Annotated in this window: 19 protein-coding genes and 1 pseudogene; 11 read left to right on the top strand and 9 right to left on the bottom strand. The window is 63.7% G+C overall.

Annotation, left to right across the window (positions count from 1 at the left end; translation table 11 throughout):
- Positions 1-100 precede the first annotated feature (100 nt).
- Positions 101-1,420 carry an ABC transporter substrate-binding protein gene (locus ABIF91_RS34860; protein ID WP_028179110.1) on the bottom strand — a complete coding sequence of 440 codons (1,320 nt, stop codon included), beginning with the start codon at positions 1,418-1,420 and terminating at the stop codon, positions 101-103.
- Positions 1,421-1,474: 54 nt separating this feature from the next.
- Complete coding sequence (locus ABIF91_RS34855) at positions 1,475-2,542, bottom strand: ABC transporter ATP-binding protein (RefSeq protein ID WP_028179109.1); 1,068 nt, start codon at positions 2,540-2,542, stop codon at positions 1,475-1,477.
- A 201-nt stretch (positions 2,543-2,743) separates the two neighbouring features.
- Between ABIF91_RS34855 and ABIF91_RS34850 the strand changes: the two genes are divergently transcribed.
- The 5 genes from ABIF91_RS34850 to ABIF91_RS34830 all read left to right on the top strand — a co-directional run bounded on the left by ABIF91_RS34850 (position 2,744) and on the right by ABIF91_RS34830 (position 7,800).
- On the top strand, positions 2,744-3,844 hold the full coding sequence (locus ABIF91_RS34850) for a LacI family DNA-binding transcriptional regulator (RefSeq protein WP_424579653.1): 1,101 nt from the start codon (positions 2,744-2,746) through the stop codon (positions 3,842-3,844).
- A 124-nt stretch (positions 3,845-3,968) separates the two neighbouring features.
- A complete protein-coding gene (locus ABIF91_RS34845; protein WP_028179107.1) occupies positions 3,969-5,798 on the top strand; it encodes an IlvD/Edd family dehydratase in 1,830 nt (609 codons plus the stop codon).
- Between the two features lie 132 nt (positions 5,799-5,930).
- Entirely contained in the window at positions 5,931-6,662 is a 732-nt protein-coding gene (locus ABIF91_RS34840; protein WP_028179106.1) for an SDR family oxidoreductase, read from the top strand.
- Between the two features lie 18 nt (positions 6,663-6,680).
- A complete protein-coding gene (locus ABIF91_RS34835) occupies positions 6,681-7,427 on the top strand; it encodes an SDR family NAD(P)-dependent oxidoreductase (protein WP_028179105.1) in 747 nt (248 codons plus the stop codon).
- On the top strand, positions 7,408-7,800 hold the full coding sequence (locus tag ABIF91_RS34830) for a hypothetical protein (RefSeq protein ID WP_028179104.1): 393 nt from the start codon (positions 7,408-7,410) through the stop codon (positions 7,798-7,800). The genes ABIF91_RS34835 and ABIF91_RS34830 overlap by 20 nt, the downstream gene beginning before the upstream one ends.
- A gap of 16 nt (positions 7,801-7,816) precedes the next feature.
- On the opposite strand, the gene ABIF91_RS34825 is transcribed toward ABIF91_RS34830, so the two are convergent.
- On the bottom strand, positions 7,817-8,698 hold the full coding sequence (locus tag ABIF91_RS34825; protein WP_028179103.1) for a DMT family transporter: 882 nt from the start codon (positions 8,696-8,698) through the stop codon (positions 7,817-7,819).
- Between the two features lie 73 nt (positions 8,699-8,771).
- On the opposite strand from ABIF91_RS34825, the pseudogene ABIF91_RS34820 reads away from it, so the two are divergent.
- The 4 genes and pseudogenes from ABIF91_RS34820 to ABIF91_RS34805 all read left to right on the top strand — a co-directional run.
- Positions 8,772-8,930, top strand: a pseudogene (locus tag ABIF91_RS34820) (helix-turn-helix domain-containing protein); the annotation flags it as partial.
- A gap of 30 nt (positions 8,931-8,960) precedes the next feature.
- Positions 8,961-9,644, top strand: a complete 684-nt coding sequence (locus tag ABIF91_RS34815) for a LysR substrate-binding domain-containing protein (protein ID WP_424579652.1) — start codon at positions 8,961-8,963, stop codon at positions 9,642-9,644.
- 75 nt (positions 9,645-9,719) lie between these two features.
- Positions 9,720-10,400: a site-2 protease family protein gene (locus ABIF91_RS34810; RefSeq protein ID WP_028179101.1), complete on the top strand. Its 681-nt coding sequence runs from the start codon at positions 9,720-9,722 to the stop codon at positions 10,398-10,400.
- A gap of 58 nt (positions 10,401-10,458) precedes the next feature.
- Entirely contained in the window at positions 10,459-10,881 is a 423-nt protein-coding gene (locus tag ABIF91_RS34805; RefSeq protein WP_035674567.1) for a hypothetical protein, read from the top strand.
- On the opposite strand, the gene ABIF91_RS34800 is transcribed toward ABIF91_RS34805, so the two are convergent.
- The 6 genes from ABIF91_RS34800 to ABIF91_RS34775 all read right to left on the bottom strand — a co-directional run bounded on the left by ABIF91_RS34800 (position 10,869) and on the right by ABIF91_RS34775 (position 16,650).
- A complete protein-coding gene (locus ABIF91_RS34800; RefSeq protein WP_028179099.1) occupies positions 10,869-11,681 on the bottom strand; it encodes an energy transducer TonB in 813 nt (270 codons plus the stop codon). The genes ABIF91_RS34805 and ABIF91_RS34800 overlap by 13 nt on opposite strands.
- 9 nt (positions 11,682-11,690) lie before the next feature.
- Positions 11,691-12,149 (bottom strand): TonB system transport protein ExbD, encoded by a 459-nt coding sequence (gene exbD / locus ABIF91_RS34795; RefSeq protein WP_028179098.1) that lies wholly within the window; start codon positions 12,147-12,149, stop codon positions 11,691-11,693.
- Between the two features lie 3 nt (positions 12,150-12,152).
- A complete protein-coding gene (gene exbB / locus ABIF91_RS34790; protein ID WP_028179097.1) occupies positions 12,153-13,118 on the bottom strand; it encodes a tonB-system energizer ExbB in 966 nt (321 codons plus the stop codon).
- Positions 13,115-13,804: a Fe2+-dependent dioxygenase gene (locus ABIF91_RS34785; protein ID WP_028179096.1), complete on the bottom strand. Its 690-nt coding sequence runs from the start codon at positions 13,802-13,804 to the stop codon at positions 13,115-13,117. The genes exbB and ABIF91_RS34785 overlap by 4 nt, the downstream gene beginning before the upstream one ends.
- A gap of 2 nt (positions 13,805-13,806) precedes the next feature.
- Positions 13,807-16,206: a TonB-dependent receptor gene (locus tag ABIF91_RS34780; protein WP_028179095.1), complete on the bottom strand. Its 2,400-nt coding sequence runs from the start codon at positions 16,204-16,206 to the stop codon at positions 13,807-13,809.
- Positions 16,207-16,410: 204 nt separating this feature from the next.
- Positions 16,411-16,650 carry a hypothetical protein gene (locus ABIF91_RS34775; protein ID WP_027571757.1) on the bottom strand — a complete coding sequence of 80 codons (240 nt, stop codon included), beginning with the start codon at positions 16,648-16,650 and terminating at the stop codon, positions 16,411-16,413.
- A gap of 380 nt (positions 16,651-17,030) precedes the next feature.
- On the opposite strand from ABIF91_RS34775, the gene ABIF91_RS34770 reads away from it, so the two are divergent.
- The gene (locus tag ABIF91_RS34770; protein WP_028179094.1) at positions 17,031-18,197 is read left to right on the top strand and encodes an efflux RND transporter periplasmic adaptor subunit; all 1,167 of its coding nucleotides are present in this window, start codon (positions 17,031-17,033) and stop codon (positions 18,195-18,197) included.
- Positions 18,194-21,340 (top strand): multidrug efflux RND transporter permease subunit, encoded by a 3,147-nt coding sequence (locus ABIF91_RS34765; protein WP_028179093.1) that lies wholly within the window; start codon positions 18,194-18,196, stop codon positions 21,338-21,340. Before ABIF91_RS34770 ends, ABIF91_RS34765 begins: the two co-directional genes overlap by 4 nt.
- Positions 21,341-21,381 lie beyond the last annotated feature (41 nt).

Genomic DNA, 21,381 nt, shown 5'->3' with positions numbered 1-21,381 from the left:
CTGAGGCTTGGCCCGGGGAATTGCGACATCAGCCATGCCCGATATCCCTGATCGAAATGTTGACGAGCGGGCGGCCGGAAGGCCGCCCGCTCCGTGACCGTCAGCGATAGATGCGCTTCAGCTGGCGCTCGGCATCCGCCATCGCGCCCTTCGTATCCTTGGCGCCGGTGCAGTAGTTGGCGAACATGTCGACGACGATGAAATCGGCGATTGCGGTCGCCGCCTTCTCGCCGACCGTACCGATACCGGACGCCGGCAGCGTGCGCTTGGAGGCCTGCGAGAACACGGCGTTCTTGGGATCCGCCGTCCAGATCGGCGCCGTCTCATAGGCGTTCAAGGTCTGAGTCAGGTATCCCTGCGCGCCATCCAGCCACTTCTCGTAATTCTCCTTCTCCAGCATGAAGGCAATGAAGGCCTTCGCCGCGTTCGGATATTTAGTGAAGTTGAAGGCGAGGATCGGAAGCGCGAGCTGCAGTTCGGTCGGCTTGCCGATCGGACCGACCGGCCAGAGCGCGTGATAGGTGTCCGCGGCAAGCTCTTTCTTGCTCGCGTCGGTTTTGGCGGCGACGTAGATCGATATGCCGTTCGCCGTGCAATAGAGCTCTCCGGCGAGGAATGCCTTGTTGTTGGAGGAGTCGTTCCAGGACGCCGTGCCCGGGATGAAGCTCTCGTACAGCGCCTTGCAGTACTCCAGCGCCTTCGCCGTCTCCGGCGAATTGATGATGATCTTGTCGTTCTGGTCGACCGTGTAGGCGCCGTGCCCCCACAGCACCCAGTGCAGCCAGGAATTGCCGTCGCCCGATGCGTGCCCGAGCGCGAAGCCGGCCGGCGTGTTGTTGGCCTTCAGGGCCTTGCACATTTCGAGGAAGCCGGGGAAATCCTTCGGGAATTCCTTGAAGCCAGCCTTCTCGAGTGCCGACTTGCGGTAGTTCATGTAGCCGCCATTGGTCGCGACGGGAATGCCGAGCCAGTCGTTGCCCTGCTTGCAGGTCTTGGCGGCCGCATCGGTCCAGCCGCCGTATTTCTGGCCGAGATAATCGGCGACGTCGTTCATCTTCAGCACTTTGGTGGGGAACAGCTGCGGCAGCGTGTGCAAGCCCCAGGCGAGATCGAGCCCGGAGCCGGTATTGGCCGCAACCGAGGCCTTCGGCTGCACGTCCTCGAAGGATTCGCTGAACACGTTCATCTCGGTGCCGGTCGCAGTCTTGAACGCCGCCACCATCGCGTTGAACGCTTCGTCCTCCTGCGGTACGAAGCGCTTCCAGCGCATCACGGTGAGCTTGGCGCCGGGCTCGGCCTTCCAGGGCGCGCTCTGCGCCCAGGCCTTGGCGAAGTCGAACAGTGCCGGCCCGGTCAGCATGCCGGTCGCAGCCAGTGCCGTTCCGCCTTGAAGCAGAGTCCGGCGGGTAAAGTCTTGCATGTTGTCCTCCCTGTGATGCTTTTTTTGTCGTCTTATACTTTGTCGTCTGATGCGCTACGCGTTCATGCGCTTGCCTGTCGCATCGTCGAACAGATGAACCAGTGACGGGTCGGGCTTCAGCCGCACCTTGTCGCCCGGGTTGAACTGGTGACGCTCGCGGAAGACCGCGACGACCTGTTCGCCGCCCACCTTCGCGAACACCTGCGTCTCCGAGCCGGTCGGCTCGACCACGATGATCTCTGCCTCGGCGCCGTCATCGGCGATGGTGAAGTGCTCCGGCCGCACGCCGTAGACTGCGGGCCGGCCGTCCGAGCCCGCCGGCGCGGTCTTGAGCGGCAGCTTGACGCCGTTCGGCCCCTCGAAGGTGGCAACGCCGTTGACGCGAACATGACCCTTGAGGAAATTCATCGCGGGCGAGCCGATGAAGCCCGCGACGAACTGGTTGTCGGGCTTGTCATAGAGCTCGAGCGGCGTGCCCATCTGCTCGACGATGCCGTCATGCATGACGACGATCTTGTCGGCCATGGTCATGGCCTCGATCTGGTCGTGGGTGACGTAGACGGTCGTGGTCTTCAGCCGCTGGTGCAGCTCCTTGATCTCGGTGCGCATGGCGACGCGCAGCTTGGCATCGAGGTTCGACAGCGGCTCGTCGAACAGGAAGACCTGCGGATCGCGCACGATGGCGCGGCCCATGGCGACGCGCTGGCGCTGGCCGCCGGAAAGCTGGCGCGGGTAGCGGTCGAGCAGCGGCGACAGCGCGAGGATCTCGGCGGCGCGCTTGACGCGCTTGTTGATCTCGTCCGAGCTGGCATTGCGCAGCTTCAGCGAGAATCCCATGTTCTCGGCCACCGTCATGTGCGGATAGAGCGCGTAGTTCTGGAACACCATCGCAATGTCCCGCTCCTTGGGCTGGACATTGTTGACGACGCGGTCGCCGATCGAGATCGTGCCGGAGGTGATGTTCTCGAGACCGGCGAGCATGCGCAGAAGCGTCGACTTGCCGCAGCCGGAAGGGCCAACCAGGACGACGAACTGGCCATCCTCGATCGGAATCGTCACGCCGTGCAGGACTTCAAAATTGCCGAACGATTTCCGCACGTCGCGGATTTGCACAGACGACATCTAGCTCCCTCCTCGAAAGTCCACGACGCCTCTCGCGCCGCGACCGTCTTGTTTTTCAGACTTCACCGAACGAAGCCCGATCTTAGCGGGCGACATTGTCGGTAGTTTGTGCGGTTTTGGCAATTTGTCTTTGGTTAGTCGTTGCTGGTAGCGCTGTCAACGTTCCTTTGTTTGCAGGACTGACTGTGTTAAGAGCAGCAAATGGGTCGAAAACGCACCAAGTCAGGCAAAATCCGGCTGGCCGAAGTCGCCGAGCTCGCCGGCGTCAGCCCGATTACCGCGTCCCGCTTCTTTCGCAATCCGGAGGCCCTGTCGGTCGCCAAGCGGACGCGGGTCGAGAGCGCCGCCAAGGAGCTCGGCTATGTGCCCAACCTTGCCGCACGCGCACTGGCCTCGCAACGCACCGAAGTCATCGGTGTATTGATCCCCTCCCTCACCAATAACGTGTTCTCGGACGTGTTGCGCGGCATCTATGACGCGTCAGAGGGCAGCCGTTACTCGATCCAGTTGTCCAACACGCGCTACAGCATTCTCCAGGAAGAGAAGTTGCTGCGCCTGTTTCTGGCGCAGAAGCCGGCCGGGCTGATCGTCACCGGCATCGACCAGACCGCCGAGTCCCGCGCGATGCTGGAGGCCGCGGACTGCCCGATCGTGCAGATCATGGAGATCGGGCCGGATCCGGTCGACATGATGATCGGCTTTTCGCACTATGATGCAGCCCGCGCGGCGGTTGCGCACCTGTTCGAGCAAGGTCACCGCAAGATCGGCTTCGTCGGTGCGCGCATGGACCCGCGGGTGCAGCGGCGGCTGGACGGATATGTCTCGGCCATGAAGGACGCCGGACTGTTCGAGCAGCGCCTCGTCGTCACGACGGCCGCGCCGACTTCGGTGACGCTCGGCGGAGCCCTGTTCACCGATCTCCTGGCGCGGGAGCCCGACATCGATGCGGTGTTCTGCGCCAATGACGACCTCGCGCTCGGCGTGCTGTTCGAATGCCGGCGCCGGGAGATCGCAGTCCCCGGGCAGATCGCGATCGTCGGCTTCAACGACCTCGAATTCATGGCCTCCGCCGTCCCGACCCTCACCAGCATCCGCACCAACCGCTACGAGATGGGAAAGACGGCCGCCACCATGCTGATCAACGCGATCGAAGGGCGGCGCCCGGAGCAGCCGGTGCACGATCTCGGCTTCAAGGTGATCGAGCGTCAAAGCTCGTTGGCACGACGTTCGGACAGCAGGCCAGCCGTTTCCGGCGCGGGTGCGGTGAACAAAATGATAGCGTTACCAAGTAGCCACGACTAGTATTCGGACTCGTGAGGAAACGACCCGCCAGCCGGGAAGGCAGATCATCGCTCGCGCCGTTGGGCATCGCACATGCCGACACCATGAGACGGACGCCAGTGCGTTTGCATTGCAGGAGAAACCAATGACAAAGAAACCAACCAATGGGCATGCCGCCGGCAGCAACGGTTCTCGCCGCCACCTACGCTCGCAGGAATGGTTCAACAACCCGCACAATCCGGGCATGACCGCGCTCTACATGGAGCGGTACCTGAATTACGGCCTCACCCGTGCCGAGTTGCAGTCAGGCAAGCCGATCATCGGCATCGCCCAGACCGGCAACGATCTCTCTCCCTGCAACCGCCACCACATCGAGCTCGCCCATCGCGTCCGCGAGGGCATCCGCGAAGCCGGCGGCATCGCGATGGAATTCCCGACCCACCCGATCCAGGAGACCGGCAAGCGCCCGACCGCGGCGCTCGACCGCAACCTCGCCTATCTCGGCCTGGTCGAGGTCCTCTACGGCTATCCGCTCGACGGCGTCGTGCTCACCACCGGCTGCGACAAGACCACGCCGGCCTGCATGATGGCGGCGGCCACCGTGAACCTGCCCGCGATCGTGCTGTCGGGCGGACCGATGCTGAACGGCTGGCACAATGGCGAGCGCACCGGCTCCGGCACCATCGTATGGAAATCGCGCGAGCGGCTCGCGGCCGGCGAGATCGACTATGAAGAGTTCATGGAGATCGTGGCCTCCTCGGCGCCCTCGGTCGGCCATTGCAACACGATGGGCACCGCCTCGACCATGAACGGGCTTGCCGAAGCGCTCGGCTTCTCGCTGCCGGGCTGCGCAGCGATCCCCGCCCCCTATCGCGAGCGCGGCCAGATCGCCTACGAGACCGGAAAACGCATCGTCGAGATGGTCTGGGAGGACCTGAAGCCCTCGGACATCCTGACCCGCAAGGCGTTCGAGAACTGCATCGTGATCAACTCGGCCATCGGCGGCTCGACCAATGCTCCGATCCATATCAACGCGCTGGCCCGCCATATCGGCGTCGAGCTCTCGATCGAGGACTGGCAGAAAGTCGGCCACGACGTGCCGCTGCTCGTCAACATGCAGCCGGCCGGCTTCTATCTCGGCGAGGAATTCCACCGCGCCGGCGGCGTGCCGGCGGTGGTGCGCGAGCTGATGAAGCACAAGCGCATCCATGAGGACGCGGTCACGGTCAACGGCCGCGGCATCGGCGAGAACTGCAGGAATGCGCCGGAGCCCGACAACGACGTGATCTGGGCTTACGACAAGCCGCTGGTGAAGGATGCCGGCTTCCTGGTGCTGAAGGGCAACCTTTTCGATTCCGCGATCATGAAGACCAGCGTGATCTCCAAGGAATTCCGCGACCGCTACCTCAGCAACCCGAAGGACCTCAACGCCTTCGAGGGGCGCGCCATCGTGTTCGAGGGCCCGGAGGATTATCACGAGCGGATCGACGATCCCTCACTCGACATCGACGAGCGCTGTGTGCTGTTCATCCGTGGCACCGGGCCGATCGGCTATCCCGGTGGCGCTGAGGTCGTGAACATGCAGCCGCCGGCAGCATTGATCAAACGCGGCATCCTGTCCCTGCCCTGCATCGGCGACGGCCGGCAGTCCGGCACCTCGGGCTCGCCCTCCATCCTCAATGCTTCGCCGGAAGCCGCCGCCAATGGCGGTCTTGCGATCCTGAAGACCGGAGACAAGGTGCGTATCGACCTCAACAAGGGCAGCGCGAACATCATGATCTCGGACGAGGAGCTGAAGAAGCGCCATGCCGAGCTCAGGGCCAATGGCGGCTTCAAGCATCCGCCGAACCAGACGCCATGGCAGGAGATCTATCGCAACACCGTCGGCCAGCAGTCGACCGGCGCCTGCATGGAGCTTGCCACGCGTTATCAGAACGTCGCCGGCACGTTTGGCGTGGCGCGGGACAACCACTAGGAAAGATTGCCATTCCGGGATGCGCCGCAAGGCGCAGGCCCGGAATCCATATTCCCGATCGTGGTTATGGATTCCGGGCTCGCGACTGCGTCGCGCCCCGGAATGACGAGAGACAATTCAAAGGAGAACAACATGGCAGACCGCCTCAAGGGCAAGCGCACCGTCGTCACGGCTGCTGCGGCAGGCATCGGGCGCGCATGCGCCATCGCATTCGCGCGTGAAGGCGCAACCGTGATCGCCACCGACGTCAACGAGGCCGGAATCGCGAGCCTGACCAAGGAGGGCATCGCCGAGGTCGCCAAGCTCGACGTCCGCAACACCGCCGACGTCAACGCCTTTGCCAAGCGCGTCGGCAGGATCGACATCCTGCTCAACGCTGCGGGCCTCGTGCACCACGGCACCATCCTGGAATGCTCGGAAGAGGATTTCGACTTTTCATTCGACCTCAACGTCAAATCGATGCACCGGACCATCAAGGCCTTCCTGCCGGACATGCTGGCGGGCGGCGGCGGCAGCATCGTCAACATCTCGTCCTGCGCGGCGCTGCGGCCGCCGGCCAACCGCTACGTCTACAGCGCGTCGAAAGCGGCGGTGTCGCTGCTGACGCGCGCGGTCGCGCTCGACTTCATCACCAAGGGCATCCGCTGCAACTCGATCTGCCCCGGCACCGTCGAGACGCCCTCGATGCTCGACCGCGCCGCCGCGCAAGGACCGCAGGGCAAGGAGATGTTCATCTCCCGCCAGAAGATGGGCCGGCTCGGCACCGCCGAGGAGATCGCGTCCATGGCGGTCTATCTCGGCAGCGACGAGAGCGCCTTCACCACCGGCGTCGATCTGGTCGTCGACGGCGGCTACATGCTCTGACGCTCGGGAGCAAATCTCATGAACAAGATCGATCTCAACGGCCGCGTCGCCATCGTCACGGGCGGCGCGCAGGGCTTTGGCCGCGCCATCACCGAGCGCTTCGTCGCCTCCGGCGCCAAGGTCGCGATCTGGGATTTCGACGCGGCACTCGCCGAGAAGACGGCAAAGGAGATTGGCGGCGAAACAAAAGTCTTCAAGGTCGACGTCACCGACACCGCGGCCGTCGAGCAGGCGCGCGATGCGACGCTGGCCGCCTTCGGCAGGATCGACATTCTCGTCAACAATGCCGGCATCGCCGGGGTCAACAAGCCGGTCTGGGAGACTGATCTCGATGAATGGCGCAAGGTGCTGCGCATCAACCTCGACGGTCCCTTCATCTGCTGCAAGGCGATCGTGCCCGCGATGCTCGAGCGGAAATACGGGCGCATCGTGAACATCGCCTCCATTGCCGGAAAGGAAGGCAATCCGAACGCGGCGCACTATTCGGCGTCCAAGGCCGGACTGATCGCGCTGACGAAATCGCTCGGCAAGGAGCTCGCCGCGCACGACATTCTCGTCAACGCGGTGACGCCGGCGGCGGCGAAGACCGCGATCTTCGACCAGATGACGCAGCAGCACATCGACTTCATGCTGTCGAAGATCCCGAAGGGGCGCTTCGTGCTGGTGGAGGAGCTCGCCGCGATGGTGGCCTGGCTCGCATCCGAGGACTGCGCGTTCTCGACCGGTGCGGTGTTCGACATCTCCGGTGGACGCGCAACCTATTGAGGAGCGCCATGATCCGGAAAGGTGGCTGCCGGTGCGGCGCGTGCGGTTCAAGGCGCAGGACGAGCCGCTCAACGTCCGCATCTGCCACTGCGATGAGGAGAGCTTGATGGAGTTCTATTGGGAAGCCAAGGACGACAAATGGTTCCTGCGTCCCGCCGTCGAGGCGCCGGAGCAGGCTCCTATCACCGTCGAGCAGGAGGACTGGTATTGGCTGGTGAAGATCGCTGGTCGTCCTCTCAATTTCCGCTTCACGGGTCTGATAGGAGCGAGGCAAAGCGCTTGGGAGTACGTCAAGCGCTACAGTCACATGCACTATGGCATCAAGTCGGTCACGCTGCGGTCGATCGAGGAGCCTCAGCGATCAGCTTCATGATGACCATCGAGCTTGTTCATCGCCTGCCTTTGCCCGCGGTCGTCGCGATCCAGATCCCGGCAAACACCGCGACGATGCCCGCCGCCAGATTCCAGCGCAGCGGCTCGTTCAGCAGCCAGGCCCCGACCAGCGATGCCGTGATCGGATTGACCGTCACCGAGATCGCGACGCGCGTCGGCGTCGTCCGCTCCAGCGCGAAGGCCCAGAGATAGAAGGTCAGCGCTGCGCCGAAGACACCCAAATAGAGGGCTCCCAGCCACTGCGGCATCCCGAAGCCCGCGACGGGCGCAAAACTGCCGTGGATAGACGAGAGCAGGATGAGGCAGGCCGCGCCGGCCGCCATGCTCATGGTCGTAAAGGCGATCGGACTGGAGCGCCGGATCAGCGGCTTCGACCAGATGCCGTACAGCGCCATGCACAGTGCAGCCGCCATCATCAGGAGATCGCCGCGCCAGGCGCCCGACGGGGCTGATGTCAGGTCGGACAGAAGCGCCACAGCAACGCCAAGGGTCGCGATCACGACACCGACCGATTTGCGCCAGGTCAGGGCTTCGGCGCCGAGCGCAGCCCCGATCACGAGCGACAGCAAAGGAAGCGTCGACAGAGCCAGCGCGCCGCGCGCTGCGGTCGTGAAGATCAGCGACGCGTTGAACAGGATCGGAAACAGCGCGAAGAACAGGATGCCGAGCGCGACGGCCGCAGCCCAGTCCCCTCGCTTCGGCCAGCGATCGCCGCGCAGCAGCGCCAGCGGCAGCAACAGGAGAAAGCCGATGCCGAAGCGGAAAGAGCCGATCGCGAGCGGATCGATGCTCCCGACGAGATAGCGCGTGGCACCAATGGACGTCCCGCCCAGCGCGCTCGACAACACGGCGGCAAAAACGCCAAGAACCTCGCCCACGATTCCTCCCGATGGTTTTCGGGCAGCATAGGAGACGCGCCGAAACGGGGAATGGAATTTCCGTCATGCCAGGATAAGTTTTCGTCATGACCGCGTCCGATCTCGACCCCGACCTTCTGAGGGCCTTCCTCGCCGTTGCCGATCATCGGTCGTTCACGCGCGCGGCGCGATCCTCAACCGCACCCAATCGGCGGTAAGCGTCCAGATCAGGCGCCTCGAAGAGCGGCTGAACGTCAGGCTGTTTCACCGCACGAGGTCGGGCGTGGCGCTGAGCGCGGCCGGTCACGAGCTGCTCGTCTATGCAAGGCGGCTTCTCGACCTCAATGCAGAAGCGGTCGACGCGCTCCGCCCGCGCAAGCGCGATGCCGTGGTCCGCCTCGGCGTGATGGACGATTACGGCACTATCGTCATTCCGCCATTGCTGGCGCATTTTGCCAGAAGCCGTCCGGAGATCCGGGTCGAGATCGAGACGGGGCTGACGGCGACGATGCCGGCCCGGCTCGGCGAAGACTATGACCTCGTCATCGCCATGCATCCGGAACGAAGCGGCAATGGCGAGCTGCTGCGACGCGAGCAGGCAGTCTGGGCCGCAGCCGCGTCATATTCAGCCGGGCCGCACACGCTCCCCGTCGCACTCTACCCGCCGGGCTGCCTGTTCCGGCGGTGGGCCACAGAGGCCCTCGATGCCGCCGGCCGCCCGTGGCGGCTCGCCTTCGTCAGCCGGACACTTGCGGCGGTGGAAGCGATCGCGGCAGAGGGACTCGCGATCACGGTCGTGAAGGCGGGCACCCTGCCGCCTCGCCTGCGCGTTCTGTCCGAGCGCGACGGCCTGCCGCCGCTGCCGGCGGCGGACATCCGCCTCCACCGCGCCCGCAACCTGTCGCGTCCGGCGACACTGCTGGCGGATCATTTGCAGCGGGCAATTTCGCAATCGGGCGCCATATAACAGTAGATCGTAAAGGGTTGTGGCCCTATACGGCGTGCCTTGCAAAGCGCGCGTGCGAACCGGAACGGACGAGCCGTGAACATCTCCCTCTATGATCTTTCCGTCTGGGTGCTGCCGCTGGTGCTCGCGATCACCTTTCATGAGGCCGCGCACGCCTTCGTCGCGGACCGACTCGGGGATAATACGGCCTCGCAGCTCGGCCGCGTCAGCTTCAACCCTGTCAGGCATATCGATCCGTTCGGCACCCTGATCCTGCCCGCGATGCTGCTATTCGCGCATTCGCCATTCCTGTTCGGCTATGCCAAGCCGGTGCCGGTAAACTTCCGCAAGCTGAACAACCCCAGGCTCGACATGGTCTGGGTGGCGCTGGCTGGGCCCGTCACCAACATCCTGCTGGCGCTGGCCGCGGCCCTCGCCTTCCATGCCCTGCCCCTTGTGCCCGCGAGTTCGGCGAAATGGGTTGCAGACAACCTCAAGAATGCCCTCGTGATCAACGCGATCCTGGCCGTGTTCAACATGATGCCGATACCGCCGCTCGATGGCGGACGCGTTGCGGTCGGGCTGCTGCCCCGCCCCCTCGCCGCGCCGCTGTCCCGGCTCGAGCCGTTCGGTATGTTGATCCTGATCGGCCTGTTGATCCTGCTGCCGCTTGCGGGTTCGCAGTTCGGTCTAAATCTTGATGTTATTTCAGCAATACTGCGAACGTTGACCGGTTATGTGATTCAGGCTGTTCTGTTTCTGACCGGCAACGTTTAGTTGAATAGAATTCTCCCACGCCGAAGGGCCAGAGGCCGACTTGGTCAAAGCTGCCGATATGCTGATCGCGCGACGCGCCGACACCCGCGCCCGCGCCGATTTTGCCACCTGGAACATGATGGCCAAGCTCAACGGTGCGTCCGCACTGCCACCGGAGGCCCAGGAGTTCCTCGCCAGCTACAGGAACCTGCTGACGCAGATGAGCGAGAACGAGGCCAGCGAAGCCACCATCGGCGCGATCTACAGGGCCTATTATGTCGAGATGGGCGGCGCCGGATCGCCACCCGACGTCCGCACCCGTCCGCCTGAACCAGCGGCGGACAATGTTACCGCCTTCCGCCGGCCGGCGCCGAAACCGAAGAAGGCCGCCTCCTTCGGAGCGGCGGCGTTCGCTGGAAGCCAGAAACGGCCGCTCCCGGTAGCGCTGATCTTTGCGTGCCTGGTCGTGGTCTATGTCGGGATCCGGCTCTACTGGCGCTGAGCCGTCTTTTTCTTCTTCGCGTCCGGCGGAGTGAAGATGATGTCGACCGTACGTTCGAACCGGTCTTCGGTCAGTCCGGCGGGCGGCTGCGGGATGGGATCGGACTTGCGGACGATCGACACCGCCGCCGCATCGTAGGCTGCGTCCCCCGACGACTCCACGACATCCACCGACAGCACGTTGCCCTTCCGGTTGATGGCGAAGCTCACCTTGACCTTCTGGTTATGGGGCACTTTGCCGTCCGGATTGACCTTGTGCAGCGCCAGATGCGCGCTGATCTTGCGGTTCCAATCGGCCGTCAGCTTCAGGATGTCCTTGCCGATACCGATGACGGGCGCCATCGCCCTCTCGGCCTCGCGGGCATCCTCCTCGAGCGTCTGCCGCGCGGTCGCAACCGATTTCGGCGAGGCTTCGGCGGCCGGAGTCTCGACCGCCTGAATCTTCGGATCGTCCTCTGTCGATTTCTTCGCGTTGTTCTCGGTCACGACGCGGTCGGGATCCTCGACCTCCTGCGACTGATCCTTTGGAAGCTCCGTCTCCTTGGTCTCGGCCTTCTGCTCGGGGAGCGCCTGCTGTTCCTGCATCGCTTCGCTGTCGGGTCCGGGCGGCAGATCGGTCTCGGGCGCCTTGGGCGATGCCATCTCGACGGCGAACTCTGCACCGTTGGCACCAAGGCCGTCGCCGTCATCGTCGGTGCGCAAATGGGCCAGCGCGAGCGCAGCACCACCCAGATGGAGCGCGAGCGCCGCCACTGCCGCCAAGATCCAGAGCCTCCGGGATGGTCTGAGTTCGTCCGACATGGCAGGCCTTTAAGGCTGAGCGGTGCCTGGCGCAGGCGCCCCAGGCGCGCCTTCCAGCGCGACCAGTTTCACCCGCGTATAGCCGCCTGAGCGCAAGAGCTCCATAACTCCCATCAATTCGCCATACGGCACCGAACGATCGGCGCGCAGGAACACATACTTATCCTTGCTCATGTCGGACAGGCCGTCGAGGGTCCCGATCAACTCTACCCGGTGAACCGGGTTCTCTCCGATCGCGAGCGTCAGATCGGGCTTGATGCTCAGATAGGTCGGCTTGTCCGGCTTTTTCTGCGGCGTCGCGCTCGACGTCGGCAGATCGATCGGCAAGTCGACCGTGGAGAGCGGCGCTGCGACCATGAAGATGATCAGCAGCACCAGGATGACGTCGATGAACGGCGTGACGTTGATGTCATGCGTTTCCGAGAAATCGTCGTCTTCGCCGTCGTTGTCTGCGAGCGAAACACCCATGGTTCACTCCGCTGCGCGCGAATGCACGCTGCCGTGGCTGCGGTCGAGATCGCGCGAGAGCAGCCGTCCCGCCGCGCCTGAGGCGCGGCTGACGAGTTCGAGATAGCCCTTCGTCACGCGCGAAAAATGGTTGTAGATGATGACGGCGGGAATGGCGGCGACGAGGCCGATCGCAGTGGCGAGCAGCGCTTCGGCAATGCCGGGCGCGACCACGGCGAGATTCGTGGTCTGCGACTTCGAGATTCCGATGAAGCTGTTCATGATGCCCCAGACCGTGCCGAATAGGCCCACGAAGGGCGAGGTCGAGCCGATGGTCGCGAGCACGCCCATGCCGATCCGGATGCGCCGCTGTTCCGCGCGCACGATCTCGGAAAAGCTGGAGGCCGCGCGCTCCTTGATGCCGGCATCGCTGGACAAGCCGGCCGACATCCGCGCCTCACGCAGCGCTGCCGCCAGGAAGGACGGCAGGATGCCCTGCTTGGTGCCGAGGGCCATCTGCGCTTCGGCGAGCGAGCGCGCCTCCGCAATCTTCTTCAGCGCCGACCGGAGCTTTGTAGATGCGACCGAGAGCTCGATCGACTTGGCAATGAAGACTGTCCAAGTCATCAGCGAGGCGAAGGCGAGCCCGATCATCACCGCCTTCACGATGACGTCCGCCGACATGAACATCACCCAGGGCGACAATTCCTTCATGGCCGGCGCAACGGCGGCGGCATCGGGCTTTGCGGTCGTCGAAACGGTGGCTGCGGGAGGCGCCGGGGGAGCGGCTGGCGTCGAAGCCGAAGGCGCCTGGATTGTGGGCGCGGAGGCTCCTGGCGCCATCGGGGTCGGGCCGGCCGGGGCCGGTTGAGCCACCGATTGCGCCGGTGCCGGGGGGCTTTGTGTCTGGGCAGAAACGGGGGATGCGAGCCAGGCGGCCGCCAGCATCAAAGCTGCGGCAAGGCTTGCTTGGAAGGACATGGTCTTCATACTTCGGCCCAGTAGCGAATGAGGTTGTGATAGATACCCGTCAATTTGACCGTTTCGGGATCGTCACGCCCGAGCCGTTCCACCAGCGCCTGTATCGCGGTGTCGAGGTCAAAGATCATGCTCCGAGCTTGATCGTCCCGTATCATGCTCTGAAGCCAGAAGAAAGACGCAACCCGCGTTCCCCTGGTCACGGGGGTGACCAGATGGAGGCTGGTCGAGGGATAGAGCACGCAGTCCCCGGCTGGCAACTTGACCTGGTGCGAACCATAGGTGTCCTCGATCACAAGTTCGCCACCGTCATAATCTTCCGGCTCGGCGAGGAACAGCGTAACCGACAGGTCTGTGCGGATGCGAAGACCGGTCAGGCGATCGCCGCGGATCGCATTGTCGACGTGCAGGCCGAAATGATGGCCGCTATCGGCCGCATAGCGGTTGAACAGCGGCGGGAAGATCTGCAGCGGGATCGCCGCCGCAATGAAGCGCGGGTTCGAGGTCAGCGCCGAGATGATGCGGTTGCCGAGCTTGCGCGCGACCTCGCTATCCGCAGGCAATTGCTCGTTGCGCTTGACCATCGCCGACTGCGCGCCGGCGGTGGAGCGACCGTCCTCCCAGTCGCTGGCGTCCATGATGCGGCGGAAATCCGCCACATCATCCTTGCTGAGAACGCCAGGCAGGCAGGTCAACATGATCAGAACTTCGCTGTCGTCACGACGTAGAATGCCCGCCCCGGCGCGACGGCCACGAACGGAACGTTGCTGCGATAGAACGAGTCGTAATAGAGCTTGTTGGTCAGGTTCTGCGCGTAGAGCTTCATGGTCCAGTTCTGGTCGATCTTCTTCTCGACGAACGCATCGAAACGCCAATAGCTCGGCAGCTCGTTGGTGTTGGCCGCGAACGTGCCGCCATAGACCTTCGAACGGTACACCGCCTGCCCGCCGAGCTCCCACCCGCCGTCGAACTTGTACTTGGTCAGCATGCTGAACGACTGGTGAGCGATGTTCGCGAGCTGCAGCCCGATATTCGAAGCAACGCCGCTCTGCGTGACCTTCGACTGCATCAGCACCAGGCCGCCGAAGATGCTCCATCGATCGGTGATCTTACCCTCGGCTTCGATGTCGATGCCTTGGATCCTGTAGGCAGCACCCGATGTGAGCAGGTTGTTGACGGTCTCGCGCGCGTTGTCCTTGGTGGTCTGGAACAGCGCACCGGTCACCAGCAAGTGGCGATCGGCGAGCTCCCATTTGGTGCCGAGCTCGATCGCCTTGTTGCGCTCGGGCCCGAGCAGGATGGTCGAGTTGGGGGGAACGCCGCCGTATTCGGTGCCGGTCGCGTCCAGCTCCGAACCGAACGGATTGGCCGACGTCGCATAGGCTGCATAGACGCTGCCGATCGACATCGGCTTGTAGACCACACCGACGTTGTAGTTCACGAGATCGGAGTTCTGCTTCACATAGTTCGGGCTATTATTCGAGGCACTCTGGCTGTAGCCGTCGTAGCGCACGCCGCCGTTGACGATGATGGTGTCCTGCCAGTTCGCGGTGTCCATGACGTACACGCTGCTGGTGTTGACGCCATAGCGGGTCGGATTTCCAAGCAGAGACGGCGTACCGAAGGGAATATTGGTGTATTGCGGGGAGTAGAGATTGACGTTCTGGACGGCACCGTTGCTCGTGAAAGCAGAGCCGGACAGTTCTGACGCCAGACCGGCGTAGCGGTCGATCGAGATGTTCTCGTTCGAATATTCGACGCCGAACACCGCAGTGTGCTTGACCCCGCCAGTGTCGAGCTTGAACGTGGCCTCGTTCTGGTTGGCCCATACGTCCACGTTCTGGTAGCGGCTCTGCGCGCTCGCCGTCGTGGTCCAGAGCAGCGGATTGGAGCTGGTCGTGTTCGGGTTCTGCGGCAGCGTGCCGATGTAGTTGAGCAGCGAGTGCTCGCCGCGCACCTTGCTGGTCAGGGTGATGGCCTCGTTGACCTTGTACTCGATGGAGCCGGTGCCGAAATCCTGCCGCGCGGTCTGGAAGTCGCGGTTGAGGAAGCCGTACCAGTTCTCACGCGGAATGCCCGCCGAGGTCACCGGCACATTACCCTGCTTGTAGTAGGGCACGCCGAAATCGGGATAGCCGCTGAGATCGGTATGGACGTAGTTCGTCGTGATCTTGATGTCGTTGGTCGGGGTGTACTTGGTCGAGATGAAGCTGCCCCAGCGATTGTCGGTGACGTAGTTGCGCCCGGCGACGTTGGCGTCCTGGAACAGGCCGCCGGTGCGCACCGAGAAGGTCGGATCGATGACCTGGTTCACGTCGAGCGTGACGCGCTTGGTCATGTCGGTTCCGAACTCGCTATCCATCCGCTTGAAGTTGACGTCGCCTGCCTGCTTGGTGACGATGTTGATGGCGCCGCCGGCGGTGCCGCGACCGGCATAGGAGGATGCCGGTCCGCGCAGAATCTCGATCTGCTCGGTGAAGAAGTTCTCGCGGATGGAAACGGCGGGATCGCGGATGCCGTCGATGAAGACGTCGTTGCGTGCATCGAAGCCGCGAATGAAGAAGCGATCGCCGAAAGCGTTGCCGCCCTCGCCCGACCCGAGCGTCACGCCCGCGGTCGAGCGTCCGATCTCCTTCAGCGTCGTCGCGTTCTTGTCCTCGAGCACTTCCTTGCTGAGCACGGTAATGCTCTTGGGCGTGTTCAGCATCTTCTCGGGAAACTTGCCCGAGGCCTGCACGTGATCGACCTTGTAGGGCGCCGCGGGATCGGCATAGGGATTGGCGTCGGCGGGGCCTGACGGTGTGACGGGAGCCGTCTGCTGCGCCTGCTGCCGCTGCGCGGCGCGGCGAAGCGCGTTGCGGGCGCGGACCTGCTCGGGCGAGGGCTTCGAGGCAGTCGGACGCGGACGCTCGACCGGCGCATCGACCGTCACCGGCGGCAGGTTCGACTGCTGCGCTTGCGCGCCGCCCGACACCGACGCCACCGCGATCAAGCTTGCAACCGCCGAAGCCTTTTTGCCGGAAACGCCCGCGAACCTCTCATCCAACGAATCTAATGCTGCGACCGAACGCAACGACTTCGGTGCGACCACCTGCCCCATTACCAAACGCCCCATCTTCCTGTTCGCTCATTCACTTCGACGAACGATGGCTGTTGGTATCGGCCACAAAATAGCGGGTCAATGCGAGCCGCTCGCGAGAACCCTTGAATCAATCCAGATCAAAGCGATTCTAAACTGCAGTTTGAAATCGTTCTAAAACGAGATTGGACTCGTTCTAAGGACAACGCAGAAAGACGTTCGCTCTCAGTCGCTGCTCGGCGGCTTCATCAGCGAGAACAATTCGTCGACCGTCTTCTGCGCGACGGCGCGCACGCGATCGGTACTGTCCATGCCGGCGATGTTGACGCCGTTCACGACGGCTTTGATCTCGTCGCGAAAGTCGGTGAGGAAGCGCAAGGGATCGCGCTGCTCGTTGGCGACACGCGCGATCAATCCCGTGATCAAAATCTGACACGCGATCAGCTTGCCGTTCAGCTCGTCCATCCTGCGCTCCATTCATGGCGGCGCCGATATGAACGATGCCGAAATCCCTGACAACCGAAACGGCCTCCGCGCGATTTAGAACCGTTCTCGTGACTGATCCGAACCAGGACTCAGCGCGGCGCCATTCGGCCTGAGCGCACCGCTATCGGAGCTGCGCAAGAGGGGGGCACGCCGATCGGTCGCGCCCGGAAAAATGCAGCTCTGCACAGCGCGGCGCCAGAGCACTGCCTAGGGGGTGCAAAGCTTTCCAATTGTTTAGGTTTCCGCACCGATAGTGCTGTTTACACTGGAACTTGGCGTGTATTATACAAGCGCGCTGGAACCGTATGATTGGCCCCATAATTCATAAGCGTAGGGCACAAGAGCCGACACGAGACGATATGAAAAAGTCCCGGCCGATCCTCTGGATTTTGATCATCGCGGCCGTGGCCTCCGCAGGTTACTATGGATGGCAGGGGTTCGGCTCGGCCGGACAGACCCAGACAGCCCAGAAGGCGTCGCCCCGCCCGTCCGCTATTCCCGTCAGCGTCGCGCCGGTCCAGAAGACCGACTTCCCGGTCTACCTGACCGGTCTCGGCACGGTTCAGGGCTTCAACACCGTCCAGGTCCGCAGCCGGGTCGACGGCCAGATCATCAGGCTCGAGTTCAAAGAGGGCCAGATCGTCCAGCAGGGCGACCTTCTGGTCTCGATCGATCCCCGGCCCTATCAAGCCGCGCTTGACCAGGCCAAGGCCAAGAAGGCGCAGGACGAGGCAAACCTCGCCAACGCCAATCTAGAGCTCCAGCGCGCCGTGAAGCTCGGCGAATTCGCAACAACACAGCGGGTGGATACCCAGCGCTCCACCGTCGCCCAACTCACCGCCCAGATCGCCGCCGACGAGGCCGCGATCGCCAACACCCAGACCCAGCTCGACTACACGCAGATCAAGGCACCGATCACCGGTGTCGCAGGGCTCCGCCAGGTCGATATCGGCAACATCGTGAACGCCTCGACCCAGACGGGCATCGTCACGATCTCGCAGGTCGAACCGATCGCCGTGATCTTCACCGCTCCGGAAGACCAGCTCCCCTATATCACCGAAGGCCAGAAGGCCGGCGCGCTGAAGGTGATCGCCTTCACGACCGACGGCAAGAAGACGCTGGCCGAGGGCAAGCTCGCGGTCATCAACAACCAGGTCGACACGACCAGTGGAACGATCCGTCTCAAGGCGGTGTTCGACAACAAGGACCACGCGCTGTGGCCGGGCCAGTCGGTTTCGACGCGGCTCCTGGTGCGGACGCTCAAGGATGCGACCGTTGTTCCTGATGACGCGGTCCAGCATTCCACCAACGGCCTCTACGCCTATACGGTCAATCAGGACAACAAGGCCGAGGTTCACAAGGTCAAGGTCAGCTATGGCATCGATGGACGTTCGGTCATCGAGGAAGGCTTGAGCCCGGGCCAGCAGGTGATCGTCGGCGGCCAGTTCAAGGTCCAGCCCGGAAGCCTCGTGTCGACGGCAGTGGCAAGCTCCGATCCGGCCCAGAGCAAGGTACGACAGGAATGACCGAAGGCGGGATTTCGGCACCTTTCATCCGTTATCCCATCGGCACCTCGCTGCTGATGGCGGGGATCCTCTTCGTCGGTCTCGTCGCCTATCCGCTGCTTCCGGTCGCGCCGCTGCCGCAGGTGGACTTTCCGACCATCCAGATCACCGCCAACCTGCCCGGCGGCAGCCCCGAGACGATGGCCTCCTCGGTGGCGCAGCCGCTGGAGCGGCAGTTCGCCCAGATCCCCGGCATCGCTCAGATGACCTCGACGAGCTATCTGGGCACGGCATCGATCACCATCCAGTTCGACCTCAACCGCAACATCGATGGCGCGGCGAATGACGTCCAGGGCGCCATCAACGCTGCCAGCGGCCAGTTGCCCAAGAACCTGCCCTCGCCACCGACCTACCGCAAGGTCAACCCGGCCGACGCGCCGATCCTGCTATTGTCGGCGACATCAGAGACGCTGCCGCTGACCAGCGTCAGCGACGCGGTCGACGCCCAGCTTGCTCAGCAGATCAGCCAGCTCTCGGGCGTCGCCCAGGTCTTCATCGGCGGCCAGCAGAAACCCTCGATCCGCATCCAGGTCGACCCGGCGAAGCTCGTCGCCAAGGGCCTGTCGCTGGAGGACGTGCGCAGCCAGATCGCGATCACCACGGTCGACAGCCCCAAGGGCAACATCGACGGCGAAAAACGCGCCTACACGATCTACGCCAACGACCAGCTCACCCAGTCGAAGGACTGGAATGACGTCATCATCGCCTATCGCAACGGCGGCCCGTTGCGGATTCGCGACATCGGCCGAGCGGTCAGCGGCGCTGAAGACGCCAAGCAGGCGGCCTGGGCCAACGGCAAACGCGGCGTCTTCCTGGTGATCTTCAAGCAGCCCGGCGCCAACGTCATCGAGACCGTGGACCGGATCAAGGCGACCCTGCCGCGCCTCGTTGCAGCGATCCCGCCCGCGATCAAGATCGAGCTCATCAGCGACAGAACCACCACCATCCGCGCCGCGGTCGAGGACGTCCAATTCACGCTGCTGCTGACCATCGCGCTCGTGGTCATGGTGATCTTCATTTTCCTGCGCAGCTTCTGGGCGACGGTCATTCCTACCGTCACGGTTCCGCTGGCGCTGCTGGGCGCGTGCGCCCTGATGTGGCCGGTCGGCTATTCGCTCGACAATCTGTCGCTGATGGCACTCACCATTGCGGTCGGTTTCGTGGTCGACGACGCCATCGTGATGCTCGAGAACATCACCCGCTACATCGAGGAAGGCGACTCGCCGATGGAGGCCGCCTTCAGGGGCTCCAAGGAAATCGGCTTCACCATCGTCTCGATCAGCATCTCGCTAGTCGCGGTGCTGATCCCGCTGCTCCTGATGGGCGGCATCATCGGGCGCCTGTTCCGCGAATTCGCCGTGGTGCTGGCGATGACCATCTTCGTTTCGATGTTCGTGTCGCTGACGCTGACGCCGATGATGGCCTCGCGCTTCCTGCGCGCCCATGGCGAGGTGCAGCACGGCCGCTTCTATCAATGGAGCGAGCGCGCCTTCGACGCGATGCTGCGCGGCTACGAATATGTGCTCGATCACGCCCTCGCCTGGCGGCGCACCACGCTTGCGATTTTCTTCGTCACGCTCGGACTGTCGATCTACCTGTTCGTCCTGATCCCGAAGGGCTTCTTCCCGCAGCAGGACGTCGGCCTGATCACCGCCACCTCGGAAGCCTCGCAGGACATTTCGTTCAAGGAGATGACCCGGCGCCAGGAGGAGCTCGGCAAGATCATCATGGCCGATCCCGACGTTGCCAGCGTTGCCATGTCGATCGGCGGCAGCGGCCGCGCCGGCAACAACGGCAACCTGTTCATCACGCTGAAACCTCGCGATCAGCGCGAGGCCTCCGCTCAGCAGATCATCGCGCGGCTGCGTCCGCAGTTCGACAAGGTCGAAGGCGCCCGGCTTTACATGCAGGCGGCCCAGGACGTGCGGCTCGGCGGCCGGCCGACGCGCACGCAGTTCGAATTCACGCTGCAGGATGCCAATCTTGACGAGCTCAACGAATGGGCGCCCAAGATCCTCGCCAAAATGCAGACCCTGCCGGAGCTGCGCGACGTCGCGACCGACCAGCAGACGCAGGGCACAACGGTGCAGCTCAAGATCAACCGCGACACCGCCGCCCGCTACGGCATCCAGCCGCAGCTGATCGACGACACGCTCTATGACGCCTTCGGACAGCGGCAGGTCACGCAGTATTTCACCCAGCTCAACACCTACAAGGTCATTCTCGAGATCCTGCCGGAGATGCAGGGCAATCTCGACAGCCTGAACAAGCTCTATCTGAAATCGCCGTTGACCGGCGACCAGGTGCCGCTGTCGACCTTCGCAACCTGGACCACCGACCCGGTCCGCCCGCTCTCGATCAGCCATCAAGGCCAGTTCCCATCGATCACGATCAGCTTCAACCTCGCGCAAGGCGTGGCGCTCGGCCAGGCCACGGAGGCGGTGCAGCGGGCAATGGCCGATCTCGGCGCACCGCCGACGCTGAACTCCAGCTTCCAGGGCACCGCGCAGGCGTTCCAGCAGTCGCTCGGCACCGTGCCGCTCTTGATCCTCGCCGCCCTCGTCGTGGTCTACCTGATCCTCGGCATTCTCTACGAGAGCTACATCCACCCGATCACGATCCTGTCGACGCTGCCCTCGGCCGGCGTCGGCGCGCTCGCAATCCTGATGGCGGCGGGTTTCGACTTCAGCCTGATCGCGCTGATCGGCATCATCCTGCTGATCGGCATCGTGAAGAAGAACGGCATCATGATGGTCGATTTCGCGATCGCCGCCGAGCGCGACGAGCACAAGACGCCGGAGGAATCGATCCGCCAGGCCGCGTTGTTGCGTTTCCGCCCGATCATGATGACGACGATGGCCGCGCTTCTGGGCGGCGTGCCCTTGATGCTTGGTCACGGCACCGGCGCCGAGATCCGTCAGCCGCTCGGCTACGCCATGGTCGGCGGCCTGATCGTCAGCCAGGCGCTGACGCTGTTCACCACGCCGGTGGTGTATCTCTATCTCGACAAGCTCAACAATTGGTTCGCCACCTGGGGCCGTTCGGGCGACGGCGAAGGCGACGAGGCCCCCGAGCACGGCAGCGTCAAGGAAGCCGCCGAGTAAGCTTGCGCTGCGGCTTCCGCGACGCTACAGCGAGGCGCCCG

The organism is Bradyrhizobium sp. USDA 241, assembly GCF_049739505.1.
In the GTDB taxonomy this organism is placed as follows: domain Bacteria; phylum Pseudomonadota; class Alphaproteobacteria; order Rhizobiales; family Xanthobacteraceae; genus Bradyrhizobium; species Bradyrhizobium liaoningense.
Note: the sequence above shows the minus strand (reverse complement) of the source record. Positions and strands in the feature narration are given on the sequence as shown.

Bases quoted from the DNA above. Each gene is read 5' to 3' on its own strand.
- ABIF91_RS34770 (WP_028179094.1), top strand. From the start codon at position 17,031: ATGAAAAAGTCCCGGCCGATCCTCTGGATTTTGATCATCGCGGCCGTG.
- ABIF91_RS34785 (WP_028179096.1), bottom strand. From the start codon at position 13,804: ATGTTGACCTGCCTGCCTGGCGTTCTCAGCAAGGATGATGTGGCGGAT.
- ABIF91_RS34835 (WP_028179105.1), top strand. From the start codon at position 6,681: ATGAACAAGATCGATCTCAACGGCCGCGTCGCCATCGTCACGGGCGGC.
- exbD (WP_028179098.1), bottom strand. From the start codon at position 12,149: ATGGGTGTTTCGCTCGCAGACAACGACGGCGAAGACGACGATTTCTCG.
- ABIF91_RS34775 (WP_027571757.1), bottom strand. From the start codon at position 16,650: ATGGACGAGCTGAACGGCAAGCTGATCGCGTGTCAGATTTTGATCACG.
- ABIF91_RS34855 (WP_028179109.1), bottom strand. From the start codon at position 2,542: ATGTCGTCTGTGCAAATCCGCGACGTGCGGAAATCGTTCGGCAATTTT.
- ABIF91_RS34805 (WP_035674567.1), top strand. From the start codon at position 10,459: ATGCTGATCGCGCGACGCGCCGACACCCGCGCCCGCGCCGATTTTGCC.
- ABIF91_RS34780 (WP_028179095.1), bottom strand. From the start codon at position 16,206: ATGGGGCAGGTGGTCGCACCGAAGTCGTTGCGTTCGGTCGCAGCATTA.
- ABIF91_RS34800 (WP_028179099.1), bottom strand. From the start codon at position 11,681: ATGTCGGACGAACTCAGACCATCCCGGAGGCTCTGGATCTTGGCGGCA.
- ABIF91_RS34850 (WP_424579653.1), top strand. From the start codon at position 2,744: ATGGGTCGAAAACGCACCAAGTCAGGCAAAATCCGGCTGGCCGAAGTC.
- ABIF91_RS34860 (WP_028179110.1), bottom strand. From the start codon at position 1,420: ATGCAAGACTTTACCCGCCGGACTCTGCTTCAAGGCGGAACGGCACTG.
- ABIF91_RS34840 (WP_028179106.1), top strand. From the start codon at position 5,931: ATGGCAGACCGCCTCAAGGGCAAGCGCACCGTCGTCACGGCTGCTGCG.
- ABIF91_RS34845 (WP_028179107.1), top strand. From the start codon at position 3,969: ATGACAAAGAAACCAACCAATGGGCATGCCGCCGGCAGCAACGGTTCT.
- exbB (WP_028179097.1), bottom strand. From the start codon at position 13,118: ATGAAGACCATGTCCTTCCAAGCAAGCCTTGCCGCAGCTTTGATGCTG.
- ABIF91_RS34765 (WP_028179093.1), top strand. From the start codon at position 18,194: ATGACCGAAGGCGGGATTTCGGCACCTTTCATCCGTTATCCCATCGGC.